This is a genomic window from Streptomyces niveus (assembly GCF_001723055.1).
Lineage (GTDB): Bacteria > Actinomycetota > Actinomycetes > Streptomycetales > Streptomycetaceae > Streptomyces > Streptomyces niveus.
Map to the genome: position 1 here is coordinate 36,922 of NZ_MDCR01000134.1, position 9,623 is coordinate 46,544.

A 9,623-nucleotide genomic window follows, 5' to 3' on the forward strand; every position below is an offset into this window, starting at 1 on the left:
GGTGCGCCCCAGTCGTACGAAACGGCCGCTCAGGCGTCGTAGTCGTCGGAGAAGCGGTCGCGCGCGTCCTGCGCCCGCTGCCGCGCCCGGTCCCCCTCGTCCTGCGACGCCTCACCCCGCTCCTTCTCCTCGTCCGCCCGCCTCTTCGCCTTGTCGGCGAGTTCCCGCGACTTGTCCTTGAACTGGTCGGCGATACCCATGGCAACTCACTCCTGGAGGTCCGGTGAGGCCCGTGGAGAGGTCCCGGACCCAGACCAGACTTACACGACCGGACATCGCACGCATTTCGATCAATTACGCTGCGTACGCCCCTGCTCGTCGGCCGCCCCGCCCGCGCCGACCAGCCCCTTGCGCACGCCTCCGAGCCGGGGACCGAGGCTGCGTACGTGGCGGCTGCCCACCGTCGCGACGAGGCCCGGCAGATATCCGCGTACGGACTGCGTGCCGCGCAGCCACCACTGCGCGTACACATGCGCGGAGCGCCGCTCGATCCCGGTCACGATCCGCTCGACGGCCGGCCCCAGCGGATACGTCTTGTTCGCGGGCCACGGCAGCCGCCGCCGCATCTCCCGCATCACCTCGTCCTCGTCGGCGCCGCGCACCATGTCGGTGTCGGTCCAGGACAGATAGCCGACCCCGACCCGGACACCCCGGTACCCGACCTCGGCGCGCAGGCTGTGCGCGAAGGCCTCCACGCCCGACTTGGAGGCGCAGTAGGCGGTCATCATCGGCGCCGGGGTGATCGCGGCGAGCGAGGCGATCTGGAGGAAGTAGCCGCGGCTCTCCATCAGTACGGGCAGAAACGCCCGCGCCGTCACCGCGCCGCCGATCAGGTTGACCTCGATGACGCGCCGCCAGGCGGCCGGGTCGGAGTCCACGAACGGACCGCCCGCCGCCACACCGGCGTTGGCCACGACGATGTCGACCTTCCCGAAGCGCTGCTTCACCTCGTGCGCGACCCGGGTCATGGCCTCGTGGTCGGTGACATCGGCGCACCAGTGCTCGCACTCGGTGTGCAGCCTGCTCGCCACGTCCTTCAACTCGTCGGGCTCCAGGCCCACGAGCGCCACCCGCGCCCCGCGCGCCGAGAGCTTGCGGGCCAGCAACTCGCCCACGCCTCGCGCCGCGCCGGTGACGACGGCGACCTGCCCCTCAAGACTGACCCTGCTCATACGGCGCTCTCCTCCCCGACGTCGGTCCTGAGATGGTTCTCCACCAGTCCCCGTATCACCGCGGTCACCGCCTCCGGTGCCTCCACGGGGGTCATGTGCCCTATTCCGGTCAGCTCGGTGACTCCGACGCAGTCGGGCAGTTCGCCGGCCAGCCGGCGCGCGAGCACCGAGGGCGTCAGCCGGTCGGCCGTGCCCGTGACGACGGCCGTGGGGACCCGCAACTCCCGTACGCCCGCGTCGAGATCGAGTTCGCCGAGCACATGCGCCCAGGCCACCCGCACCGGGCGCGGACACGCGTGCACGATCCGGGCGCACGCGTCGACCCGGTCCGGCGCCGTGCCCGGCCCCATGGTCCCGTACCGAAGTATCCGCTTCGAGACGGGCGTGACCGGCCCCAGCGGGGCCCGCGCGCCCAGGATCATCCGGGTCAGCCGGGTCCGTGTCCGGCCGGGGCGCATCGGCACCACGCGCCCCTCGGCCACCAGCCGCGAACTGCCCGTGCTGCACAGCAGCGCGGCCGCCGCGTGCTCCCGGAACGCGGGCCGCGCCGAGGCGGCCATCAGTGTCATGCCGCCCATGGAGTGCCCGGCGAGCACCGCCTTCTCCCCCGGCGCGAGCGTCGCGCCCAGCACCGCCTCCAGGTCGTCGGCGAGCGCGTCGGTGGTGTAGCCGCCGGGTCCGACGGCGGGTGAACGGCCGTGCCCGCGCTGGTCGTAGACGATCACGCGGTGGTCCCGCGCGAGGTCGTGTATCTGGGCGGCCCAGAAGAGGGTCGAGCAGGTCCACCCATGGCTGAGGACCACCGCGGGCGCCCCCTCGGGGCCGTACACCTCTGTGTGCAGGCGTGCGCCGTCGGCGGAACGGGCGCTGACGGTGCGCTGGGGCCGGCTCATCGGACACTCTCCTTACGAGGGGTTCGGGTCGTCGCCGTTGGCGCGTGGACGACGTCGTACTCCCCCAGGTCCACGGCCCGTGTCGCCCGCCGGAACTCGGTCGTCGTGCCCGGCCAGAGGGTGGTGTTGCGGCCACGCGCGTCCAGGTACCAACTGCTGCACCCGCCCGTGCTCCACACGGTGCGCTTCATCCGCTCCTGCACCCGGTGGTTCCAGGCGTCGACGGCCGCCGGTTTGGGGGTGAGCGAGGCGCCCGCGCCGAGTGAGCCGAGCGTGCGCAGATAGTCGGCGAGATAGTTGAGCTGGGCCTCGATCATCAGGATCATCGAGGAGTTGCCGAGTCCGGTGTTGGGGCCGACGACGGTCATCCAGTTGGGGAATCCGACGGCGGTCGCGCCGCGCAGCGACTCCATGCCGTCCTTCCACGCCTCGGCGAGCGTGATCCCGTCCGCGCCCACCACCCGCTCGGCGATGGGCAGGTCGGTCACATGGAACCCGGTGCCGAAGACGATCGCGTCGACCTCGGCCTCCGTCCCGCCCCCAGAGCCTCCGGTCTGGGAGGTGCCCCCTGCCGCGACCACCGTCGATCCGCGCACCTCGGCCAGCCCGGACGCGACGACGTCCACGTTGGGCCGCGCGAGCGCCGGGTAGTACGTGCTGGAGAGCAGGATCCGCTTGCAGCCGATCCGGTACGAGGGCGTCAACGCGGCCCGCAGGGCGGGGTCCTTGACCGCCCGCGCGATGTTGGCCTTGGCGAGGCGCTCCACCAGCCCCAGCTCCTGAGGCCATTTGGTGAACGCCTGGACCTGCAACTCCCTGATCCCCCAGAGCAGTCGCCGCCGCGCCGCGCCGGTGACCGGCACCTTGCGGTGCAGCCACCGCTCGGCGGCGGTGATCGCCCGGTCGGTGCGCGGCAGCACCCATGGCGGGGTGCGCTGGAACAGCGTCAGCCTGGCCACGCCGGGTTGCAGGGCCGGCACGATCTGGATCGCGGACGCGCCGGTCCCGACGACCGCGACGCGCTTGCCCCGGGTGTCGTAGTCGTGGTCCCAGCGCGCGGAGTGGAAGACCTTTCCGGGGAACGAGTCGAGACCGGGCACGTCCGGCACCTTCGGGTCGGACAGTGCCCCGGTCGCGGAGACCACGACGTCCGCCGTGACGATCCCGCGCGAGGTCTCGATCTTCCAGTGCGCCTCGTCCGCGATCCAGCGCATCAGCCGCACCTCGTGGTCCAGCCGGATGTGCGGCCGGAGCCCGAAGGTGTCGGTGACGCGCTCCAGGTACGCGCGGATGTGCCGCCGACCCGAGAAGGTGCGCGGCCAGTCGGGGTTGGGCGCGAAGGAGAAGGAGTACAGGTGCGAGGGAACATCGCAGGCGCAGCCCGGATAGCTGTTGTCGCGCCAGGTCCCGCCCACCGAGCCGGCCCGTTCCAGGACGACGAAGTCGGTGATCCCCTCGCGCCGCAGCCGGACGGCGGCCCCCAGGCCACCGAATCCGGACCCGATCACCGCCACCCGTACATGCTCGTGCTTGGCCATGCCGCCGCCTCCCGCCGGAGCGCCTGAACCGAACCGCGCCAGTAATCACTGGCACTATTGGGAGAGTAGGGCAGCCACCTACCCGTGGGTAGGGGGCGAACGGGAAAAGTTACCGCCGGTACGAGGACATAGGCTGACCACCATGTCCGACCAGCAGAAAGCGCGCGAAGAGGTGCGCGAGTACCGGATGAAGGAACTCGCCGAAGCGGCAGGCATCACGGTGCGCACGGTGCGCTTCTACCGCGAACGCGGCCTGATCCCGCCACCGCGCAGGGAGGGCCGGATCGCCTGGTACGACAGCCACCACCTGGCCAGACTCCGCACGATCGCCGCCCTCCTGGAACGCGGCCACACCCTGACCGGCATCGCCGACCTCGCCACCGCCTTCGAGAGCGGCCGAGACCCCGGCCGGCTCGCCGAGGTACTGGGCCTCGGCGAGCCGACCGAGGAGACACCGGTCCGCCTCACCCCCGCGGAACTGGCCGACCACTTCGAGGGCGAGGTCACCGCGGAGAATCTGGCCACCGCACTCGAACTCGGCTACCTCGCCACCGACGGCGACGACCTGGTCCACATCAGCCGCCGCCTCCTGGACGTCTCCGCCGCCCTGGTCCGCGAGGGCGTCCCGCTCTCGGCGGTCTTCGAGGCGGGCCGCCAGATCCGCGCCCACGCGGACGCCCTGGCCGAACTCTTCGCCACCACACTCCAGACCCACGCGACCGGCGCGTCCCCCGAGACCCTGCGCCCCCTCGCCAAGAGCGTGGTGGAGGCGGAACTCTCGATGGCGATGGACCGCCGTCTGCGCAACAAGCCGGCTCAGCCCAGCTCGTAGGCCACACTCACCGGCGCGTGGTCGCTCCACCGCTCCTCGTGCGTCGCGGCCCGCTCCACCCACGCCTTCACCGCGCGCTCCGCCAGCCCCGCCGTCGCCACGTGGTAGTCGATCCGCCAGCCGGTGTCGTTGTCGAAGGCGCGCCCCCGGTACGACCACCAGGTGTACGGCCCGGTCTGGTCCGGGTGCAGGGCGCGGACCACGTCCACGTACGCCGCCTCGTCGAAGACCCGCGTCAGCCAAGCGCGCTCCTCGGGCAGGAAACCGGACTCCTTGCGGTTGGCCTTCCAGTTCTTCAGGTCGGCCTCCTGGTGGGCGATGTTCCAGTCCCCGCAGACCAGCACCTGCCGCCCGTCGGCCGCCGCCCGGTCCCTGAGCCCGCCGAGGTGGACCAGGAACTCGCCCATGAACCGGACCTTCTCGTCCTGGCGCTCCGTCCCCACGTCACCCGACGGCAGATAGAGGCTGGCCACCGTCACGCCGGGCAGGTCGATCTCCACGTACCGCCCGCTCGTGTCGAACTCCGCGCTCCCGAACCCGATCCGTACCCGCTCCGGCTCCCGCCGCGAGTAGAGCGCGACACCCGCACGCCCCTTGGCCGCCGCCGGCGCGAACACCGTGTGCCACCCCTCGGGCTCCCGTACCGCCTCGGTGAGCTGCCCCTCCTCGGCCCGCACCTCCTGAAGGCAGACCACATCGGCCCCGGTCCCGGCCAGCCACTCCACAAAGCCCTTCTTGGCGGCGGCCCGGAGCCCGTTCACATTCACGGAAGTCACAGTGAGCATCCCCGCACCCTACCCAGGCTCTACGATCGATGCCGTGGCCATCCAAATACGTCAGGTCCCCTACGACCACCCCGACGCCGTGAAGCTCGACGCCGAGGTCCAGCTGGAGTACGCGGCGCGCTACAACAGCGAGGGGGACGAGACCGTCCTCCACCCGAGGATGTTCGACCCGCCCGGCGGCATCTACTTCCTCGCCTACGACGCCGACGAGCGCCCGGTCGCCTCCGGCGGCTGGCGCTCACAGGAGACCAACGACGAGGGCTACTCGGACGGCGACGCCGAGATCAAGCGGATGTACGTGACGGTGGAGGCACGCGGCCTCGGGCTGGCCCGGCGGATCCTCGCCCGGCTGGAGGAGAGCGCCCGCGCGGCGGGCCGTACCCGGATGGTGCTGGAGACGGGCACCAAGCAGCCGGAGGCCATCGCCCTCTACCGCTCCAGCGGCTACACGGACTGCCCGAAGTTCGGCCACTACCGGTACGACCCGCTGAGCGTCTGCCTCGCCAAGCCGCTCGCGTAACGCGCCCGGAGTACCCCCGCACACGACGGAGCCCGGCCCGGCAGCCGAGCTGCCGGACCGGGCCCCGAGGGGAACGTCAGTGGTTGCCCACACCGTTCGCCGAGAGGATCGGGATGTCCTCCAGGATGTGCGACAGGGGCTCGTCGCCCTTCGCCTGCGTGGAGTTCTCGGTGCACTGCTGGTTCTGCGGGGAGGAAAGGACGTTGATGTCCTGGACCGCGATCGGCACGACGCCGATGAGCGAGCCGACGTTGGCCTTGACCGGCAGACCGACACAGGGCTTGTTGAGCGTGCCCTGCACGAGGCTGAGCTGCGGGCTCATGTCCCCGTGGGTCTCCGAGTTGCCGAACTCCTGCTCGGCACCGTTGCCACTGAGCGACGTCGTGCCCGTGTCGTTGCCGAGCGCCAGCGCCGGCGACGCGGTGGCGGCGAGGCCGCCGACCATCGTGGCCGCCACAGCAGCGGTTGCCCACAGCTTGTTCATTTTGTTGCCTTTCCAGAAAGTCGGAACCCCACCGGTGGAGTTCCGATTTGTACAACTCATCACATGACGTTTGGTTGCGCCCGTTCCCCCGAACGGCCCATAAGGCATATCGGCACATCGGCGCGCGCGGGAAAACAACCGGGTCACCGTCGAATTCGACGATGACCCGGCAGTGGTGATTCAGTCGCGATATTCAGCCGCGATATCAGCCGTTGCCCGCACCGTTGGCCGACAGGATCGGGATGTCGTTCAGCAGGTGCGACAGCGGCTCGTCGCCCTTCGCCTGCGTCGAGTTCTCGACACACTGCTGGTTCTGCGGGGAGGACAGGACGTTGACGTCCTGGACCGCGATCGGCACGAGGCCGATGAGCGAGCCCGCGTTGACCTTGGCCGGCAGGCCGATGCAGGGCTTGTTGAGCGAGCCCTGGATGAGTGCCATCTGCGGGCTCATGTTCCCGTACGTCGCCGAGTTGCCGTACGACTGAAGGGCACCGTTGCCGCTGAGCGACGTGGTGCCGGTGTCGTCACCGACGGCGAAAGCCGACGGCGCGGCCATAGCCGACATGCCGACGACGGAAGCGGCGACGGCCGCGGTGGCCATAACCTTCTTGATCACGATGAGTCCCCTTCTGAAGGATGCCCCAGTCCCCGGGGCCGTCATGAGCAACTGCATTCCGCAGGTTTAGTTATCGCGCTTCACTCCAACAGCCCATTAGGCACTCAATCAGCCCGCTCGGGCCGTGCAATCCGAACGAGTGAAGAGCCAGAACCAAACCCAGGGCATTCGGTTGGTCAGGCCGCACGACCTGCATTTCTTGAGAAAAGGAACTCACCGTGATCAAGAAGATCCTGACGGCTGCGGCGTTCACCGCCTCCGTGGTCGGCGCCTCCGCCGCCGCCGCGCCGTCCGCTTTCGCCGTCGGCAACGACACCGGCACCACGTCGCTGAGCGGCAACGGCGCCAAGGAGTCGCACGGCAACGCCGCCACCCACGGCAACCTGAGCCCGCAGGCCTCGCTCGTGCAGGGCTCGCTCAACAAGCTCTGCGTCGGCCTGCCCGCCAAGGCCAACGTCGGCTCGCTCGTCGGAATTCTCGTGCCGGTCGCGGTCCAGGACATCAACGTCCTGTCCTCCCCGCAGAACCAGCAGTGCGTCGAGAACTCGACGCAGGCGAAGGGCGACGAGCCGCTGTCGCACCTCATCGGGGACATCCCGGTCCTCTCGGCCAACGGTGCGGGCAACGGCTGACGGTCACCACCGTCACGGCGCCACTCCGGGCCGAACTGAGGCCGGCCGGGGCGCATCCGCCCCGGCCGGCCTCAGTGTCATATGAACGCCCGGCGCGCCCCCTCGGCGCGCAGAAACGTCAATTCCCGTGGCGATCGAGTGAACCAACAAAGGCCATAAATCAGGGCAGTTTCCTCATAAGCGCGTACTCGTTGGAGTTCCAGCAGCGGCGGTGCGGGCTGGGACAGCCGTGTTCGCGCAGCACGAGAGCCGTGCGCGCGTCCCGTTGTGGAAAGGGCTCAATCATGAATGCCAAGAAGGCAGCCACGCTCGTCGCCGGTGTTCTCCTGGCCGTCGGTGCCGCGGCTCCGGCCGTCGCCGACGCGGGCGCGCAGGGTGCGGCCGTCGGTTCGCCGGGCGTCCTGTCCGGCAACGTCGTCCAGATCCCCGTCCACGTGCCCGTCAACGTGTGTGGCAACAGCATCAACATCATCGCCCTGCTGAACCCCACCTTCGGCAACGCCTGCGTCAACGCCTGACACACGGCAGGTGCGCCGAGGCGCACCGCGGCTCCCCGCAGGGGTGCCCCCCTGGGCCGGTCCCGACCGCGTACTCCGGTACGGGGTCGGGACCGGCCTCGGTCGACACCGACACACCGACGCACCGGCGACACACCGGCGACACCAGGAGAACCAGATGCGAGAACTCATCGGCAAAGGACTGCTCACCGCCGCGGCGGCGTCGAGCGTGCTGTCCATGACCGGCGGATACGCCGCGGCCACCGACAGCGGCGCCACCGCCGCCGGTTCACCGGGGCTGCTGTCGGGCAACAGCGTCCAGGCACCCGTCGAGATCCCGGTCAACGTCTGCGGCAACACGGTGAACCCCGTCGGCGTGGGCAACCCCGCCTTCGGCAACAGCTGCGGCAACTCCTCCGGTGCGCACGCCGCGCCGCCCAAGCACCGGCCGGCCCACCACGCGCAGCCCGTCGCCCCGCGCACCGAGCCCGCGGCCCACACGGAGCCCGCCCGGGAGAAGCCGGCCGCGCCCGCGCGGACCACGCACCACGACAGTGACGCCAGTTCGACGCACGGCGCCAAGCCCCGTGAGCACGACGGCGGTTCCGGGCCCGCGAAGGGCGACCACGACGACGACGGCGGCTCCTCCGCCTCCGGCGCCGCGACCAACTCGCCCGGTGTGCTGGGGGGCAACCTCCTCCAGGCCCCGATCGACGTCCCGCTGAACGCCTGCGGCAACAGCGTCGACCTGGTCGGTCTGCTCAACCCGGCCTTCGGCAACGGCTGCGCGAACGAGTCCGACGTCGCTGTCCCGCACGCCCCGTTGCAGCCGCCCACGCCGCACACCCCGAACACGCCGGTCGACCCGCCGGCGCCGCCCTCGGAGGAGCCCGGGAAGCCCCCGGCCGTGCCGGTCGCCCACACCCCGATGCTCCCGGAGCAGTCGCCGGCCGTCGAAGAGGGCGACCTCATCGACCAGTTGGCCGAGACCGGCTCGAACGCCAACCTGCTCGCCACGGCGGCCATGAGCGCCGGTCTGCTGATCAGCGGCGGCATCCTCTACCGCCGCAGCACGGCGGCGCGCCGCTAGCGCCTCGCCCGTACCTCCCCGATCGCCGGACGGCCGGCGATCGGGGTCGGGGTGGGCAGGGCGTCAGAACCGCTCCATCCAGTCCGTCGGCGCCGCGCCGGCCGGCAGCGTCTCGCGGGGTTCGCCGGGGTGTACCTGCCGGGTGCCCGTTCCCAGGCGCCGTCGTACGCCCCGTACCACCCGGCCCGACGTGTACGTGGCGCCCAGCACGAAGCGCATCGACGGACCGAACGACGGCGCGCTCAGCAGACCGGTCACGAACAGACCGGGGTGTGAGGTCTCGAAGACGGCGTCCGTCTCGGGGGCGCCGCTCGGGCCCACCGTGCGCAGGCTCCGGCGCAGCCGCCCGTCGAGCAGTCCGAGCCGGTCCAGACGTGGTGTGAAGCCGGTGGCGGCGATGACATGGTCGGTCGTGACCGTGTCCACGGAGCCGCGGGCGGAGACCAGGTCGAGCCGTACGCGGCCCCCGTCCGGGACGGCGGCGGCGACGCTCTCGCCGAACCGGACGCCCACCGTCCGCTCGAACCGCTCCCGCAGCCACCAGGCGCCGGCCGGGCCGAGCGC

General features: G+C 71.1%; 12 protein-coding genes and 1 pseudogene. 5 read left to right on the forward strand and 8 right to left on the reverse strand.

Annotation, left to right across the window (positions count from 1 at the left end; translation table 11 throughout):
• Window positions 1-29: 29 nt before the first annotated feature.
• The 4 genes from BHU15_RS40140 to BHU15_RS17135 form a co-directional block, all read right to left on the reverse strand.
• A complete protein-coding gene (locus BHU15_RS40140; protein WP_023541092.1) occupies window positions 30-200 on the reverse strand; it encodes a hypothetical protein in 171 nt (56 codons plus the stop codon).
• A 90-nt stretch (window positions 201-290) separates the two neighbouring features.
• The gene (locus BHU15_RS17125) at window positions 291-1,172 is read right to left on the reverse strand and encodes an SDR family oxidoreductase (protein WP_069627985.1); all 882 of its coding nucleotides are present in this window, start codon (window positions 1,170-1,172) and stop codon (window positions 291-293) included.
• Window positions 1,169-2,065 (reverse strand): alpha/beta fold hydrolase, encoded by an 897-nt coding sequence (locus BHU15_RS17130; protein WP_069627986.1) that lies wholly within the window; start codon window positions 2,063-2,065, stop codon window positions 1,169-1,171. The genes BHU15_RS17125 and BHU15_RS17130 overlap by 4 nt, the downstream gene beginning before the upstream one ends.
• Entirely contained in the window at window positions 2,062-3,603 is a 1,542-nt protein-coding gene (locus BHU15_RS17135) for a flavin-containing monooxygenase (RefSeq protein WP_069627987.1), read from the reverse strand. The genes BHU15_RS17130 and BHU15_RS17135 overlap by 4 nt, the downstream gene beginning before the upstream one ends.
• Window positions 3,604-3,745: 142 nt before the next feature.
• On the opposite strand from BHU15_RS17135, the gene BHU15_RS17140 reads away from it, so the two are divergent.
• Window positions 3,746-4,435: a MerR family transcriptional regulator gene (locus BHU15_RS17140; RefSeq protein ID WP_255293134.1), complete on the forward strand. Its 690-nt coding sequence runs from the start codon at window positions 3,746-3,748 to the stop codon at window positions 4,433-4,435.
• Here BHU15_RS17140 and BHU15_RS17145 read toward each other — a convergent pair.
• Complete coding sequence (locus BHU15_RS17145; protein WP_069627988.1) at window positions 4,420-5,220, reverse strand: exodeoxyribonuclease III; 801 nt, start codon at window positions 5,218-5,220, stop codon at window positions 4,420-4,422. The genes BHU15_RS17140 and BHU15_RS17145 overlap by 16 nt on opposite strands.
• Window positions 5,221-5,260: 40 nt before the next feature.
• Between BHU15_RS17145 and BHU15_RS17150 the strand changes: the two genes are divergently transcribed.
• Window positions 5,261-5,740: a GNAT family N-acetyltransferase gene (locus BHU15_RS17150; RefSeq protein ID WP_069627997.1), complete on the forward strand. Its 480-nt coding sequence runs from the start codon at window positions 5,261-5,263 to the stop codon at window positions 5,738-5,740.
• A gap of 76 nt (window positions 5,741-5,816) precedes the next feature.
• Here BHU15_RS17150 and BHU15_RS17155 read toward each other — a convergent pair whose 3' ends face one another.
• Both BHU15_RS17155 and BHU15_RS17160 read right to left on the reverse strand, forming a co-directional pair.
• Window positions 5,817-6,224, reverse strand: a complete 408-nt coding sequence (locus tag BHU15_RS17155) for a rodlin (RefSeq protein ID WP_069627989.1) — start codon at window positions 6,222-6,224, stop codon at window positions 5,817-5,819.
• 205 nt (window positions 6,225-6,429) lie between these two features.
• A complete protein-coding gene (locus BHU15_RS17160; RefSeq protein WP_031231212.1) occupies window positions 6,430-6,840 on the reverse strand; it encodes a rodlin in 411 nt (136 codons plus the stop codon).
• 218 nt (window positions 6,841-7,058) lie between these two features.
• Here BHU15_RS17160 and BHU15_RS17165 point away from each other — a divergent pair, with 218 nt between their 5' ends.
• The 3 genes from BHU15_RS17165 to BHU15_RS17175 all read left to right on the forward strand — a co-directional run bounded on the left by BHU15_RS17165 (window position 7,059) and on the right by BHU15_RS17175 (window position 9,059).
• Window positions 7,059-7,472: a rodlin gene (locus BHU15_RS17165; RefSeq protein ID WP_069627990.1), complete on the forward strand. Its 414-nt coding sequence runs from the start codon at window positions 7,059-7,061 to the stop codon at window positions 7,470-7,472.
• A gap of 284 nt (window positions 7,473-7,756) precedes the next feature.
• Complete coding sequence (locus BHU15_RS17170) at window positions 7,757-7,990, forward strand: chaplin (protein WP_069627991.1); 234 nt, start codon at window positions 7,757-7,759, stop codon at window positions 7,988-7,990.
• A 157-nt stretch (window positions 7,991-8,147) separates the two neighbouring features.
• Window positions 8,148-9,059, forward strand: a complete 912-nt coding sequence (locus tag BHU15_RS17175; RefSeq protein WP_069627992.1) for a chaplin — start codon at window positions 8,148-8,150, stop codon at window positions 9,057-9,059.
• Window positions 9,060-9,122: 63 nt separating this feature from the next.
• Here BHU15_RS17175 and BHU15_RS40145 read toward each other — a convergent pair.
• Window positions 9,123-9,623, reverse strand: a pseudogene (locus BHU15_RS40145) (dimethylaniline monooxygenase); the annotation flags it as partial.